The 14,312-nt window shown below is 61.0% G+C and carries 9 protein-coding genes; 5 read left to right on the top strand and 4 right to left on the bottom strand.

What is annotated here, in order from left to right:
* Positions 1-4: 4 nt before the first annotated feature.
* The gene (gene ileS, locus U1A53_RS08505; RefSeq protein WP_322280230.1) at positions 5-2,815 is read right to left on the bottom strand and encodes an isoleucine--tRNA ligase; all 2,811 of its coding nucleotides are present in this window, start codon (positions 2,813-2,815) and stop codon (positions 5-7) included.
* A gap of 307 nt (positions 2,816-3,122) precedes the next feature.
* Here ileS and U1A53_RS08500 point away from each other — a divergent pair, with 307 nt between their 5' ends.
* From U1A53_RS08500 to U1A53_RS08485, 4 genes are all read left to right on the top strand, one after another.
* Complete coding sequence (locus U1A53_RS08500) at positions 3,123-3,356, top strand: hypothetical protein (RefSeq protein ID WP_322280229.1); 234 nt, start codon at positions 3,123-3,125, stop codon at positions 3,354-3,356.
* 93 nt (positions 3,357-3,449) lie between these two features.
* Positions 3,450-3,725, top strand: coding sequence for a hypothetical protein (locus U1A53_RS08495; protein WP_322280228.1), 276 nt, complete (start codon positions 3,450-3,452; stop codon positions 3,723-3,725).
* A complete protein-coding gene (locus tag U1A53_RS08490) occupies positions 3,716-4,531 on the top strand; it encodes a nucleotidyl transferase AbiEii/AbiGii toxin family protein (protein ID WP_322280227.1) in 816 nt (271 codons plus the stop codon). The genes U1A53_RS08495 and U1A53_RS08490 overlap by 10 nt, the downstream gene beginning before the upstream one ends.
* A 51-nt stretch (positions 4,532-4,582) precedes the next feature.
* Positions 4,583-7,099 (top strand): right-handed parallel beta-helix repeat-containing protein, encoded by a 2,517-nt coding sequence (locus tag U1A53_RS08485; RefSeq protein WP_322280226.1) that lies wholly within the window; start codon positions 4,583-4,585, stop codon positions 7,097-7,099.
* 114 nt (positions 7,100-7,213) lie between these two features.
* Here U1A53_RS08485 and ligA read toward each other — a convergent pair whose 3' ends face one another.
* From ligA to U1A53_RS08470, 3 genes are all read right to left on the bottom strand, one after another.
* Positions 7,214-9,199 (bottom strand): NAD-dependent DNA ligase LigA, encoded by a 1,986-nt coding sequence (ligA, locus tag U1A53_RS08480; RefSeq protein ID WP_322280225.1) that lies wholly within the window; start codon positions 9,197-9,199, stop codon positions 7,214-7,216.
* 130 nt (positions 9,200-9,329) lie between these two features.
* On the bottom strand, positions 9,330-10,964 hold the full coding sequence (locus U1A53_RS08475; RefSeq protein WP_322280224.1) for a hypothetical protein: 1,635 nt from the start codon (positions 10,962-10,964) through the stop codon (positions 9,330-9,332).
* Complete coding sequence (locus tag U1A53_RS08470; protein WP_322280223.1) at positions 10,961-11,731, bottom strand: ABC transporter ATP-binding protein; 771 nt, start codon at positions 11,729-11,731, stop codon at positions 10,961-10,963. Before U1A53_RS08470 ends, U1A53_RS08475 begins: the two co-directional genes overlap by 4 nt.
* Positions 11,732-11,869: 138 nt before the next feature.
* Here U1A53_RS08470 and U1A53_RS08465 point away from each other — a divergent pair, with 138 nt between their 5' ends.
* Entirely contained in the window at positions 11,870-14,224 is a 2,355-nt protein-coding gene (locus U1A53_RS08465; protein ID WP_322280222.1) for a secretin N-terminal domain-containing protein, read from the top strand.
* The last annotated feature ends 88 nt before the right edge of the window (positions 14,225-14,312 follow it).

The raw sequence follows: 14,312 nt of genomic DNA, 5'->3' as shown, positions 1-14,312 counted from the left end.
AACCTCACCCCACCGCCTCAACACACCTCCCGCACAGCGTCGGATGCGCGTCATGCGTTCCGACATCCGGGAGGTGCTTCCAGCAGCGGGCGCATTTGTGGTGGCTGGATTCCGTCACGACGGCGGCGAGGTCGGTGCCTCGGGTGATTTGGAGGTCGCTGAGGATGAGGAATTCGTGGAGGGTGGCGGGATCGCTGAAGACGGGATGTGTAAAACCTTCGGCAGGCAGCGTCAGAGCGACGGTGGCTTCGAGGTTGGAGCCGATCTTTTTTTCCTGGCGGGCTTTTTCGATGGCCTGCTGGATGACGACGCGAACCTTGAGGAGTTCCTCGACAGCGGCGGTGGCCTCAGTGCCGGCGAAGGCGGCGTTGGGCTGCGGGAAGCCTTCCATGTGGACGCTGTCGGTGTGGCCCAAGTGTTCCCAGACTTCATCGGCGGTGAAGGCGAGGATGGGGGCGATGAGTTTTGTCAGCGTCTCGGTGATCTCGCGGATGGCGGCCTGGGTGGCGCGGCGGCGCGGGCTGTTCGCCGCATCGCAGTACATCCGATCCTTGGTGATGTCGATGTAGAGGGCGCTGAGCTCGGTGGCGAAGAAGCTGTTCACCACGGTGAAGACCTTGCGGAAGTCGTAGGCGGCGTAGGCGGTGACGCACTCGGCGGTGATGGCGTGGAGGCGCTCCAAGATCCAGCGGTCGATCAAAGTGTAGTCCGCAGATTTCGCAGATTTCTCAGATGGGGATTTTGAATCTGAATCTGTGGAAATCTGTGAATCTGTGGATGGAACTCCGGGGTTGGGGGCGTCGTGGAGGTTGCCGAGCAGCACGCGGAAGGTGTTGCGGATGCGGCGGTAGGATTCGCCGGTCTGCTGGAAGAGTTCTTCGCTGAAGGGGACTTCGTTTTGGTAATCGACGCTGCTGACCCAGAGGCGGACCATGTCGCCACCGTACTTGTTGTAGTAGTGGTCGGCGGTCATGGGCTTGGAGCTTTTGCCGGTGCCCTGGTCGCTCTTGCTGATCTTTTTGCCGCTGGTATCGACGACGAAGCCGTGGGTGATGACGCTCTTGTACGGAGCGGCGTCGCGGGCGACGATGCTCATCATGAGGCTGCTCTGGAACCAGCCGCGATGCTGGTCGGTGGCCTCGATGTAGAGATCGGCGGGGCAATGCAGCTCGGGATGGCGGTCCAACACGCTGACGTGGCTGCAACCGGAGTCGATCCACACGTCGAGCGTGTCGTTGCCGCGCTTCGTGTCGGCAGGCAGGCCGACAGCCTCGGCCCACCAGGCGTCGTTTTGTTCGAACCAGAGATTGGTGCCCTGCTTCTCAACGATGTCGGCCACTTTGCCGATGATGTCGGTGCGCATGATGATCTCGCCTTTCGCATCATAAAAAACGGGACAAGGCACGCCCCAGGTGCGCTGGCGGCTGATGCACCAGTCGGGCCGGCCACTGACGGTGCCGTGGATGCGATTGCGCGAGGACGCGGGCAGCCAGGTGACCTTGTCGATCTCGCTGAGTGCCTTCTCGCGGATGGCGTCGATCTTGATGAAGAACTGCTCGACGGCACGGAAGATGATCGGCGTTTTGGAGCGCCAGCAATGCGGATACTGGTGGACGTATTTTTCGTTGCCAAGGATCGCGCCCTTCGCGGTGAGGATCTCGATGATGCCGTCGTTGCTGGAAAAGACGTGCTTGCCGACGAAGTCGGGCAATCCGCACTCGGCGGTGAATTTGCCCTCGGCATCGACGGGCGAAAGGATGTCAAGCCCGTGCTCGCGGCCAGCTTGGTAGTCGTCTGCGCCGTGGCCGGGGGCGATGTGGACCGCGCCGGTGCCGGTGTCGTCGGTGACAAAGAGGGTGTTGATGACCTTCGAGGTGCGCGGGAGGAAGGGATGCTGCGCTTCGAAGCCGTTCAAAGCGCTGCCTTTGAAGGAATCGTTCGCATGCGCGGCATCGAGCACGAAGCCGGTGCTGGCGGCGAAGCCTTCAAGACGTGACTTCGCAATGACGAGCTTCTCGCTGCGGCCGTCGGCATGCGTGAACTTGCCGCAGACGTAATCAAACTCGGGATGCAGCGCGATGGCGAGGTTCGCGGGCAAGGTCCACGGCGTGGTGGTCCAGATGACGAGCGATGCGCCTTCCGCTCCGGGCGGTGGCGTGACGAGCGCGAACTTCACGAACACCGCAGGCGAGGTTTTCTCCTTGTACTCGACCTCGGCTTCGGCGAGCGCGGTTTGCGCGCCGTAGCTCCAGAGCACGGGGCGCTTCATGCGATAGACGAGGCCTTTTTCGACGGCTTTGCCAAAGGTGCGCAGGATACCGGACTCGTAGCCGGGATCGAGTGTGAGGTACGGATTCTCCCAGTCGCCGAAGACACCGAGGCGCTTGAAGCTGGTGCGCTGGATGTCGATGTACTTGCGTGCCTCGGCCTCGGAGAGCGTGCGGATTTGGACCGGCGTGAGACCAGCGGCAGATTTGACGACTTTGAACTCGATGGGCAGGCCATGGCAGTCCCAGCCGGGGATGAACGGCGCGTGGAAGCCGGCCATGGTCTTCGACTTCACGATGAGGTCCTTCAGCACCTTGTTCAGCGCGGTGCCCATGTGGACGTCGCCATTCGCAAACGGCGGGCCGTCATGCAGGATGAAGGTGGGCTTGCCTTTGCTCTGAGCGACGATGCGCTGGTAGAGCTTCCCCTCCTGCCACTTCGCGAGGCGCTGCGGCTCCCGCGTGACGAGATCGGCCTTCATGGGAAAGTCGGTCTTCGGCAGGAGGACGGTGTCTTTGTAGTTCTTGGCAGTGTCAGGGGCGCTCATGGATTCGGGAAAAAGGAGGGCGAGGGTAGCGCGGGCGTGGCGGGTGGCAAGGGGTGCGTTAGTCGAGGAAGTTCTTGGTTCCTGGTTCTTGGTTGGGCTGTGGCTCGTCGTTGATTCACTGCGTTCACCCCTGCGGGGCAGCCTTCGGCTGTCTGTCTCGCTATCGCTCGGCTGTTCTCCTACTCGTCCTCGATCCTGCGGCTTCCTTTGGCCCATATGAGGCGCTGTACAAAATCCCTTGATGGCCCGAGCATGCGGATAAAGCTCCCTGCCACTGGATGGAGCCGTCCCCTCACCGCCCAAGCCCATGAAAACAACCCTCCTGAAGGCGCTCATTTTCCTGCTCAAGGCGGTGATCGTCGTCCCGCTGGGCGTCTCAGTCCTGTGGATGGAATACCAGATCGCCGCGTTGCTGCTCGATGCGTTGATGGGGAAACCCTACGTACTGGACGGCACCGAGCTGTGGTGGACCCGCAACGCCGTCTGGAGCCTCATCATCTTCGGCTCGATCTACTGCTTCAACCGCGACAAGTTCGAATGACGCCATGCGCTGAGGAGAGTTGCCGCCTCGATCTTGCAGGTTTGATTCACCCTGAATGACACGGATGCACGACAGCCATGCCCACCCTCGCCCATGATTGCGGAATGGAAACGCACGGACTACACTCGTCCCATGCCCGTCAGCGCCATCGTGCAGGAACAAGCCGCCACCTATGGCACCCCGCCTTCGCGCGAGGTGCTGGAGATGGCGCAGCAGGCCGTGCGCGATTTCCATGAATGCTTCTGGTGGTGGGATGAGAAGGCGGAACTCAAGACCCGGGACGAAGTGCGGCAGGTCGTCGAGAATCTGCGCAAAAGCGGCGGACACCGGGCGTGGTGGACGGCTCAAAAGATTCACAAATGCCTTTAACCAGCTTCCAGAAGGACGTGCTGGCGGTGATTGCCGGCAATCGCAGTGAAGACAGCCACTTCGCCGGTGGTCTCGTACTGAATGCCGCCGAGGACTCTCCTCGGTTCAGTCACGACTTCGACATTTTCCATGAACTGGCCGAACAGGTGGCTGGATCAAGTAATCTGGATGTCAGCAGCCTGAAACGAGCTGGATTCCAAGTCACACTGCAAAGTGGCAACTGGGATGAGCCCTGTAGTTTCCGAAAGGCTGTTGTCACCAAGGGAGATGACAAGGTCGAGATAGACTGGGCGGCCGATTCGGCGTTTCGATTCTTTCCTATCGAACGTGATCCGTTGCTTGGCTGGAGGCTGCACCTGTTTGATATGGCAACGAACAAGGCCCTCGCACTCGCCGCACGCTCGGTAACCCGCGACTACATTGACATCGTGGAGCTGCACAAAACCTACCCGCTGCCGGCCATCATCTGGGCGGCTTGCGGCAAAGACCCGGGATACAGTCCCATGCTGCTGCTGGAAATGATGCGCCGGTTTGCACGCATTCATCCCGACAAGATCAGCGCCATTCAGGCGAGACAGATTGATCAAGTCGCGCTCAAGATCGCCTGGACGGACATGCATGTGTACGCCGAGGAAGAAATGACCAGACTCGCCGACACACAGCCGGACATGCCAATCGGCGTGGCATTCGTCGATGTGAACGGCCAGCCGGGCTGGATCGGCACGGACCCGACGTTGAAGATTCATCGTCCCAGCATTCGTGGCTGCCTGCCGACGGTGCATCTCGGTGACGAGGAACAAATTTAGAGCAAAGCAGGCGGTTGCTGCGGCTGGAGGGTAGCGTATCGCTCCTGCCTCATGCTGCGTCGTTTTCTTTTCTCCGTCCTCGTTCTGCCCTCGCTCTCCCCTGCCCTGGAGGTTCAGGTTTCACCCACGCTCTCGCTTGCACAGGCCGTGCAGCAAGTGCGCGAGGCCCGCAAGGCCGGTGACGCGTCTCCTGCCACGATCGTTTTGCCAGAAGGCACCAGCGAACTCTTGCAGCCGATCCAACTCGAAGCGCAGGACTCCAATCTGACGATCACCGGCACGAAAAGCACGCTGATCGGCGCTCCGCTCGTCACTGGCTGGAAAAAGCACGAAGGTGAGATCGTGAAAGCGGATGTCTCGAAGCTGCTACCGAAGGGCTTCCTGCCAAAACAACTGCTCTGCGACGGCGAGCGACAGATCCTCGCCCGCTATCCGAACTTCGACGCGAAAGACCCGCTCTACGGCGGCTGGGCCTTTGTGGCGGAGTTTCCGCCTGCGGGTGCGCCGGAAGGGCATCTTTGGAAACGCACGCTGTATGTGAAGCCCGAAGACGTGCGGAAGTGGGCGCATCCCGAGGATGTGGAACTCGACATCTTCGCGCAATACGGCTGGTGGAACTTCCTTGAGCCCGTCGCCTCGCTCGATCCCGCCACGCGGATGCTCACGCTGAAGAAGGATTGCGGCTATGACCTGCATCCGCACAACCGCTACCACTTCCAAAACGCGCTTGAGGAGTTGGACGCCCCCGGTGAGTGGTTTTACGACAAGCGCACCGGCACACTCTACTTCTGGCCGACGAAGCCGATCTCCGAATGCGAAGTGCGCATTCCCACGCTCGACGGCTTCTTCAAAGTGAAGCCTGGTGCGAAGAAGATCACGATTCGCGGTCTCACACTCATCGGCTGCAGCGGCTCGGCGATCAAGTTCGATGGCTCGGAAGATTGCGTGGTGGAGCGCTGTGTCATCACGCACGTCGGGGACTTCCACGGCAGCGGCATCAGTGTGAGCACCGGGAAGAACGTGCGCCTCTCGCACAACGAAATTAGTTACACCGGCAGCAACGGCATCGGTTTGAGTGGTGGAGATCGCAAGACGCTCACGGGACCGGGCCACATCGCGGAGGACAACCACATCCATCACATGGGCGTCTTCAACAAGAACGCCTGCGGCATCAGCATGTATGGCGTGGACAACACCGCGCGGCACAATCACATCCACGACGGCCCGCGCATGGGCGTGCAGATGAGCGGGAACAACCTCATCATCGAATACAACCACCTGCATCACCTCTGCCTCGAGACGCAGGACGGCGGTGCCATCTACACCGGCGGGCGCGACTGGATCAGCAGCCGAGGCAGCAAGTGGCGGTATAATTTGATCCACGACATCGTCGGCTGCGGCCAGGAGGCAGGAGGCTTGAAGCATCCGTGGTTCACCTTCGGCCTCTACCCCGACGACAACAGCGGCGGCCTCGACATCATCGGCAACATCGTCTTCCGCGTGGCCCACACGCCCATCCACATGCACAACTCGCGTGACTGCATCGTGGAGAACAACATCTTCGCCCTCGGCGGGAAGTTTCAGTTCGACCTCCACGGTTGGACGAAGGAGCAGCGCTTTTACACCAACCATCTCGAAACCATGATCAAGGGCTACGACTCCGTCGCTGGACTGCCTGCGTGGAAGAACATGCGCAATATGAATCTCCACCCGAAGGACGCCATCCGCGACGACGGCACCATGATGAGCGGCAATGTCTTTGAGCATAACATCATGTTCGGCGACACCCCCGGCGTGAAGTATGGCGACATCCGCAACGCCACACCGAAGTGGAACTCGATTGATCACAACCTCGCTTGGAACAACGGTCACCCCATCGTCACCGGCATCAACAAGGTCGGGCCCGACAAGGCAGGCGAGCCACTCCTGGTCGAGGGTTTTGACAAAGCCGAGCCCGGCAAGCTTCCCAAAGGCTGGGGCTTCAACCACCGGCCCAATCCCAACGTGCAACTCGTCACCGCCGACGGAGCCCTGCGCATTGATTGCGCCCTCGGCCAGGATCCGAAGAACCCCAAGAGCGTCTTCCACGGCCCCGATGTGCCGATCAAGCCCGGTGCCGCCTATCGCGTGAAACTCCGCGTCAAATCCAGCGAACCCACGGCCAAGTTCAGCCTCGCCTTTGCCTCCTTCAAAAATGGCGAAGGCTACTGGCAGGCTGGCAGCACCAGCCTCACCGCCACCAACGAATGGCGCGAAGTCGAAGCCACGGGCCGCATGTTGATCGAGAACGAAACCGGCTGGAAACCGTGGATGACCGCCTTCTGGCTCCGCATCGATTGCCACGAGCCGGAGGGACAGGTCTTCATCGACGACGTTCGCATCACCGAAGCCGAACCTCTCGACGAATGGTCGGCGTGGCAGGCCGCTGGCTGGGACCAGCACAGCCTCGTCGCCGATCCACTCTTCATGGACTGGAAGAACGACGACTTTCGCCTCAAACCCGAGTCACCTGCCTTCAAGCTCGGCTTCAAGGCTATCCCCGTGGAGAAGATTGGGGTGAGAGAATGAGAAGTTGTCACCTCGCTTGCCCAAGTCTGGAGGCCCGCGCCCCGTTGACGCACCCAATCCGCGCCGAGCCAAAGCACCTTCCACGGCCACTCACTCCATTGCCCAAGCTCTGGATCACAGCATCGCCCGAAACTCAGCTTCGGTGATGATCTTCACGCCGAGCTTCGTGGCTTTGTCGAGTTTACTGCCCGCGTCTTCGCCAGCAAGCAGGTAGGTCGTTTTGCCGCTGACACTGCTGCTGACTTTGCCGCCGTTGGCGCGGATGGTGTCAGCGATGGTTTCGCGGTCTTCGCTCAAGGTGCCGGTGATGACCCAGGTGGTTCCGTTGAGCTTATCGGAGGCGGCGGTGACGGTTCGTTGCGCGAAATTGAGGCCCGCTGAGCGCAGACGGTCAAGCAGGGCGGCATTGTGCTCGTCGCGGAACCAGGCGTGGATGCTCGGGGCGACGATGGCACCGATGTCGGGGCATTGCGTGAGGTCTTCGATGCTTGCTGAAGCGATGGCATCGATGCTGCCGAAGTGTTCGAGCAGCTTGCGGGCACCGCCCGCGCCGACGTGGAGGATGCCGAGGCCGAAGACGAGCCGCCACGGGTCCTGCTGCTTGCTGGCTTCGATGGCTTTGAGGTAGTTGTCGATGCTCTTGGTGCCGACGCGATCGAGTCGGGCGAGCAGCAGTTCGTTGAGGCCGTAAAGATCAGCCACATCGCGAACGAGCTTCAACTCAACGAGCTGGGCGATGACGGATTCGCCAAGGCCGCTGATGTCCATGGCGGCACGACTGACGAAGTGCTCGATGCGGCGCTTCACGACTTCCGGACAGTGCGGATTGGGGCAGCGGATGACGACCTGCTCCTCATCGCGATGCACGCCAGTGCCGCACACGGGGCAATGCGTGGGCGCTATCACCACGCCTTCATCGCCCTTGCGATGCTCTTTTTTCACCGTGACGACGGCGGGGATGATCTCGCCGGCTTTTTCGATGACCACGATGTCGCCGACGCGGATGTCTTTGCGCTCGATCTCCTCGTAGTTGTGCAGCGTGGCGTTGCTGACGGTGCTGCCGCTGATCAAGACGGGTTCCAGACGTGCCACAGGCGTCAAAGCGCCGGTGCGGCCCACTTGGATGTCGATGGCGAGAAGTTTCGTCTCCGCCTGCTCCGGCTGATACTTGTAGGCGATGGCCCAGCGCGGGGCTTTGCTCGTCACACCAAGTTCGCGTTGATCGGCGAAGCTGTTGACCTTGATGACGGCACCATCGGTCTCGTAGGGCAGTGATTTGCGTTTCTCATCGAGTTCACGAATCGCCGTGAGCAAACCTTCGGCGCTGTCAGCATGCCAGATGAGATCGGCTTTGCGCAATCCGGCGGCATCGAGCAGCGCGTACACCTCAGTCTGCGATTGCACGTCGCTGGCTTCGACGAGGCCGTAGAAAACGATGTCGAGCGGACGTTTGGCAACGGTCTTCGGATCAAGCAGCTTCAAGGTGCCGGCGGTGGAGTTGCGCGGGTTGGCGAAACGCGGCTCACCGGCCTCGTCGCGTTCTTCATTCAGCTTGGCGAAGCCTGCCTTAGGCATGAAGACCTCGCCGCGCACTTCGAAGGTCTGTGGTCCGTCTTTGGGCAGTCGCAGCGGCAGTCGCTTGATGGTTTTGAGGTTGTTGGTGACGTCGTCGCCGGTTTGGCCGTCGCCACGCGTCGCGCCGTGCTTCAAGACACCGTTTTCGTAGCGGATCGTGATGGCGACGCCATCGACCTTCGGTTCGATGACGCAGTCGATCTTCTCACGACCCAAGCCTTTCTGCACCCGAGCAAAGAAGGCGGTGAGTTCTTCCTCGGAGTAGGTGTTATCGAGGCTCATCATCCGCACGGTGTGCGTGATCTGCGTGAAGCCTTCCAGCGGAGCGCCGCCGACGCGTTGAGTGGGGGAATCGGGTGTCAGCAGGTCAGGAAACTTCGCCTCGATGTCCTGCAGCTCACGCAACAACACGTCGAACTCCTTGTCCGAGATGACCGGCTTCGCCTCGACGTAGTAGAGGCGGTTGTGGCGGTGCAGTTCGGCGCTGAGAAAGGCGGCGCGGGCGGCGGCTTCGGCGTGGGTCATGGTTCTGATCTGATTAGCCGCAAAGAGGCGCAAGGAAACGGGAAAAAGCAGCTTCGTGAGAAGGCATGTTTTGTAGTTCCGCCTTTAGGCGGCTCAGGGAGCCGGCTAAAGCCGGGACTACAGTGCGGGATCACTCCTTCTCCTCCACCCAGGGCGTGCCGCGCATGAGGTGTTTCATGAGGAAGGCGGAGCCGAGCATCAGGACGGCTTCGATGACGAGAAAAAATTCAAAGTGGCCGAGATGCCACATCCAGCTCGCGAGTCCGCCGACGATGCCGGCGGCGACCATGGCCCCGGCCATCATGAGACAGCCTGCGGCGGTGTTTTTGACCTCCTCAGAGGGTTTGGAGAGCGGCAGCCACTGGCCGAGGATTCCGCTGACAAGCGAGAACGCGGGCAGAAACAGCACGGCGGGCAAACTGAGCGCCAGCGGTGCCAACGAGCGCTGAATGCCGCACAGGATGGCGGTCTGAACGATCAGCACCGGGAAACTCAGCCAGAAGAGCACGGCCTTGCGCGAGCCGTGAAACAGCGGCGTCCAATGTGGCAGCGGCGCGGTGCGGAAAAACGCGGCGGCACGCCAATGCTCGGAGCAGCCAAGAAACATCATGGCCTGCAAGGACACCATGCCGAGAAAGCAGGTGGCGAAGCCCTGCATCATCATCGCGGCCTGCGCACCCGCGGCACCACGTCCCCCAGCCGGAAACAGCATGATGAGCGGCATGATGAGCATGGGGGCGACGCCGGGATAGAGCCGCAGTTTGATCTCGCGATCCCGCACGAGGTAAGCGGAGGTCAGCATGAACGACTGGCGCTCGACCGGATCACGCAGCCACCAGCGCAGCGGCGGCAGTTTGACGAGCGCGGCAAGCCAGACGCCACGCGGCTTGCTGCTGCCCTTGGCGGTGCCTTCGGACTCGTTCAGGTTCATGAGGCCCTGGCCGTAGGCGCTGCCGAGTTTTTCGAGGGCGAGCCAGCTTGTGACGGCGGTGACGAGAATAGCGAGCGCCGCTGGCAGCCAGAGCGAGGCGGGATTCAAGGTGGTGCCGCCGATCAGGGCGTCGAGCGCACCGAACCACATCGGCGGCAGCGCCAGCAGCCAGCCACTGACGTTTTCGAGATGCTTGAAGGTGTCCAGCTTCAGCATGTGCGGCATGATCTGGCCGCTGAGGATCATGACGATGGTGAGGAGCGACTGGACGGAGGCGAGGAGGTTGTCGAAGCGCTCCCGACCGAACCACTTGAGGCAGACATTGTAAACGAGCACGATGCTGGCGGCGGAGAACAGCATGAGCAGCGTGGTGGAAAACAGATGCGCGGGGATGAAGCGCCACGTCGCGCCCTTGCAGCCCAATCCGGCGACGAATCCGGCGAGATTGAGCGCCAGGGCGAGCATCAGCGCGAATCCGGCGAGCACGGCGCACTTCGCGCGCAGCATCTGCTGCGGGGTGACGGGCCGGTGCAGCAGGATTTCCGCCTCCTCCTTCATAAAGAGCATTGTGCCCGCGCTGGAGGCCAGGGTGAGCGAGGCAAACATGAAGGTGAAGCCGTGCAAAGCGCTGGCGAAGACGAAGGTGTCCGCGTTTCGCGCGAACATGGCCGGAAGGATGCCCACTCCCGCATAAATGAGCATGGTGAAGCCCAGACCGATCTGGCGCTTGGTTTTGTTCGACCCGGCCTGCTGGGCGGCGCGACCGCGAAACAGGAGTTTCCAAAATAGGCTGCGCAGAACCTTGGCAGGCGATGGTGCGACAGCGGTGCTCATGACAGCATGTTTTTGGCAAAGGTCTCGGCCCGCGCTTCATGTCCGCTGAGGCCTGTGAGGCGAGTGAAGAGCTGCTCCAGCGTGTCGGCACCGTGCTGGTGCTGAAGCTCTTGCGGGGTGCCTTCCACGAGCAGTTTGCCCTCCGCGATGATGGCGACGCGATTGCACACGCGCTCGACGACATCGAGCACGTGGGAGCTGTACACGATCGTCTTCCCTTCGCGGGCGAGGGTTTCGAGCAGGGCCTTGAAGCCGACGGCGGCGTTCGCATCGAGACCATCGAGCGGTTCGTCGAGCAGCACGACCTTGGGATTGTGCAGCAGGGCGGCGGTGATGACGACCTTGCGCCGCATGCCTTTGGAATAAGCACCGAGGAGCTTGGAGGTGAGCGTTTGCTCATCCAGCTCGAAGAAATCGAGGAACTGGCGGATGCGGGGTCGCGCCTCGTCTTCGTGGATGCCGTAGAGAGCACCGATCATGAGGAGGAACTCGAGTCCGGTGAGGGATTCATAGACCGCGCCCGAATCCGGCACGAAACCGAGGAGCCGCTTCGCCTCCATGGGGTGCGTAACCACATTCACGCCACAGATCAGAGCCGCGCCTTCGTCCGGCTGAAGCATGCCGGTGATCATTTTCAGCGTGGTGGTCTTCCCTGCCCCGTTCGGTCCCAGCAAACCCACGATCATACCCGGCGGGACATCCAGCGTGAGGTGATCGACGGCGGTTTGAGCGCCGAAGCGCTTCGTGAGACCCTGGATGGAGATCATGGGGCCGGATGATCCATGGCTGGGAGGTGGTTGCAAGGTTGCTCGCGGCGAAAGGCAGGCGGGATGAATTTTAATAGGTATTAACTAAATCCTTGCCGCCAGACTTGAATTGATTATACTGAATATAATTTCAATAATATGCCCCACTTTCCCTCTCAACTGCCCAGCCGCCTGCGCTTTGCCGTGCTGCTGGTGCTTTTTCTTCTGGGTGCCAAGCATGCCACGAAGGCCCAGCAGCCCGGACTGGCCCCCACGGTACCCGTTCCGGCAGGGCAGGCCAATGCGGGCATTTACGTGCCCGTCGGCGAAGGAGCCACGATCAAAGTCAATTTCCCCAGCGCCCCGATCCAGGCGATCATCCCCTTCTACATCCAGCTCACCGGTAAAAAACTCATCCTCGACTCCGCCTTGCAGGGGGAACAGCTCCGCATCGTCTCCCCGCAGATGCTCACCAAGAAGGACGCCATCGCCTTCATTGAGGCCACTCTGCTGCTCAACGGTTACGCCATCATCAACGTCGATGCCACCACCGCCAAGCTGATCAACCATGCCGGCGGCAAAAGCCCCACCGCCGACGGTTTGAAGGTGTACAACTCCCTGCGCGATCTGCCGGAGAGCGAGGAAATCTGCCATTATGTCCTGCCACTCCAGCACATTTCGGCGGATCAGGCATCCAAGGCCTTCCAACAGGTGATCAAACTGCATGCTTATGGCGCGATGACACCGATCTCGAACGACTCGGCCCTCATCATCACCGAAAACAGCGCCACCATCCGCAGCATCTGCGAGATTGCCCAGATCGTCGATGTGCCACCCGCCGAGATCGCCAATGAGATGATCAAGCTGGAGCGCTCCGATGTGGAACTTATCGCCGAGATCGTGAGCAGCATCTTTGAGCAAGAGGAAAAGGCTCAAAGCGCCCCCTCTTCAGTTCCCGTGGCCGCTGTGGCGAATCCTGCCGCGCGTCCGGGCTCGCCGCCCGTGCCTGTCATGAATCCCGCAGGCAGCACGAACACTTCCGCCACCAATCCCGCCGCCTCCCGCGTCAAAATCTTCCCCTACCGCCGCACGAACGAGCTCCTCGTCATCGGACGCCCGGTGGACATCACGTACATCAGAGGGTTGGTCGAAAAACTCGACAAGCAGGACGACGGTGCCAATTTCCTCAAGCGCCGCCTCAAATACCTGGATGTTCAGGATTTTTTGCCTGTGGCCTACAATGCGCTGGCGAAGGACACCGACATTCAGTCCAGCGACGGCGGCGCCTCCAACGGTGGCGGTAAAAGCAGCAGCAGCCGTCGTTCTGGGTCCAGCTCCAACTCTCCTTCGACCGATGCGAGAAACAGCAGTTCCGGCGGCAGCAACTCCGCCTTTGGCACCAATAACAACTTCGGCAGCAGCAGCGGCATGAACACCGGCTCAAACGGTAGCAACCGCACCGGTCTCGACGCACCCGAGGAAGTCGGCGCACCGGAATCCATGATTGTCGGCAAAACACTGCTCATCGCCGATCCGCAGTCCAACAGCCTCGTCGTCTCCGGTTCGCCCGAGCACATCGCCCGCATCGACCAGCTCCTGCAGGAAATGGACGTGCGGCCGCAGCAGATCTACATCTCCGCCATCATCGGCCAGCTCAGCCTGGGCAAAGACTACAATTACGGCTTCGACTTCCTCAAGCTCCTCGATGATTTCAGCGTGCGCAGAGTGGATGATGCGACCTTGTCCACATCCGGTTCAACGGGCAGCACCGGCGCACTCGCCAACGGCAGCATCCAGTTCCCCGCGAACTTCTCCAACTTCTCGTTCAACCAGTTGAATTTTTACGGCCAGATCGGCTCGTTGAGCAACTACATCAAACTCGTGGACGGCAACCGCAACTTCAAGGTGCTCGCCACGCCCAGCGTGTATGCGAAAAACGCCGCCAAGTCCGTCATCTCCTCCGGCCAGCGCATCGCTGTGCCCGCTCAAATTCTCTCCAACGGCGGTTTCTCCGCAGGCATCGCCAGCACCAGCGTCAGCGTGGAATACCGTGACGTGTTGCTCAAGCTCGAAGTCGTCCCGCTCATCAACTCCGACGACGAAGTCACGCTCAAAATCGCCCAGATCAACGACAACATCGTCGGTACGCAGACCATCTCCGGCAACACCGTGCCCACCATCGGCACGCAGGAACTGGTGACCGAGGTGGCGATCAAAAACGGCGCCACCGTCGTCCTCGGCGGCCTGATCACCGAGCGCGTCAACACCACCGAGCGCGGCGCCATCTTCCTGCGCCGCATCCCGATCTTGAAGCACCTGTTTGGCACCACCAGCAAAGAAAACATCCGCGAGGAGCTGCTCATCTTCATCCAGCCGCACATCATCAAGTCGAGCGACCCGCTCGACAGCCCCAACCGCATCGAGAGCGGCCGCACCGACCTCTTTCACGAGTCGATGCAGTTCGGCTCGCCCGCGCTTGAGGACATACCGCGTGCGCTGCCGGTGCGGGAGTGAGGCTCTTCACCACCGCCAAGTTTGTCCTGCCAGGAGAACACAAGCGGATGGCTGTGCGTTCAAAGCAAACAACCGAAGCGGCAGGCTC

It is taken from the genome of Prosthecobacter sp. (assembly GCF_034366625.1).
GTDB lineage: Bacteria > Verrucomicrobiota > Verrucomicrobiia > Verrucomicrobiales > Verrucomicrobiaceae > Prosthecobacter.
The sequence above is the reverse complement of the archived record's forward strand: the minus strand, read 5'-3'. Positions and strand labels throughout refer to the sequence as shown.

Coding starts and splice junctions, on each gene's coding strand:
- U1A53_RS08500 (WP_322280229.1), top strand. CDS start 3,123: ATGAAAACAACCCTCCTGAAGGCGCTCATTTTCCTGCTCAAGGCGGTG.
- U1A53_RS08495 (WP_322280228.1), top strand. CDS start 3,450: ATGATTGCGGAATGGAAACGCACGGACTACACTCGTCCCATGCCCGTC.
- ligA (WP_322280225.1), bottom strand. CDS start 9,199: ATGACCCACGCCGAAGCCGCCGCCCGCGCCGCCTTTCTCAGCGCCGAA.
- U1A53_RS08490 (WP_322280227.1), top strand. CDS start 3,716: ATGCCTTTAACCAGCTTCCAGAAGGACGTGCTGGCGGTGATTGCCGGC.
- U1A53_RS08485 (WP_322280226.1), top strand. CDS start 4,583: ATGCTGCGTCGTTTTCTTTTCTCCGTCCTCGTTCTGCCCTCGCTCTCC.
- U1A53_RS08470 (WP_322280223.1), bottom strand. CDS start 11,731: ATGATCTCCATCCAGGGTCTCACGAAGCGCTTCGGCGCTCAAACCGCC.
- U1A53_RS08465 (WP_322280222.1), top strand. CDS start 11,870: ATGCCCCACTTTCCCTCTCAACTGCCCAGCCGCCTGCGCTTTGCCGTG.
- U1A53_RS08475 (WP_322280224.1), bottom strand. CDS start 10,964: ATGAGCACCGCTGTCGCACCATCGCCTGCCAAGGTTCTGCGCAGCCTA.
- ileS (WP_322280230.1), bottom strand. CDS start 2,815: ATGAGCGCCCCTGACACTGCCAAGAACTACAAAGACACCGTCCTCCTG.